Origin of the sequence: Paraburkholderia sp. SIMBA_030 (assembly GCF_046535245.1) — a bacterium.
In the GTDB taxonomy this organism is placed as follows: Bacteria; Pseudomonadota; Gammaproteobacteria; order Burkholderiales; family Burkholderiaceae; genus Paraburkholderia.
In genome coordinates this window covers 1-318 of record NZ_JAWRXB010000227.1, presented here as the reverse complement: position 1 = coordinate 318, position 318 = coordinate 1, and the positions used below count along the sequence as shown (strand labels likewise).

At 69.2% G+C, this 318-nt stretch carries 1 protein-coding gene; it reads right to left on the bottom strand.

The features are described from left to right. A partial coding sequence (locus tag SB772_RS39775) for a hypothetical protein (RefSeq protein ID WP_410838489.1) occupies positions 1-227 on the bottom strand: 227 nt, incomplete at its 3' end. Positions 228-318: the final 91 nt, after the last annotated feature.

Here is a 318-nt window from a genome sequence, read left to right as displayed (position 1 = left end):
AGCGGCACCTTGGGCCGGTAGTCGGTGAGCGCCTCGAGCGACGGCAGATTCGGCGTGGCGACGATCAGCGCGTAGCCGAGCACGAGCGCGACGCACGCGGCGCCGCCCGCGATCAGCACGACAAAACCGATCAGCAGCTTGACCCACCAGGGCCGCTTGCGCCGGGTCGGGGCGGGCGGCTCCGGCGGGGTGGACGGAGCGGACGAGGGAGGCTGGACGTCTTGCATACGGTTACCGGAAAAACAGTCCCGCGATTATAGCCGCCCGCCTCGCGTGCTTTCGGAAAGCTTACGCACGGCTTGAGGCGGGTCGTGCAGC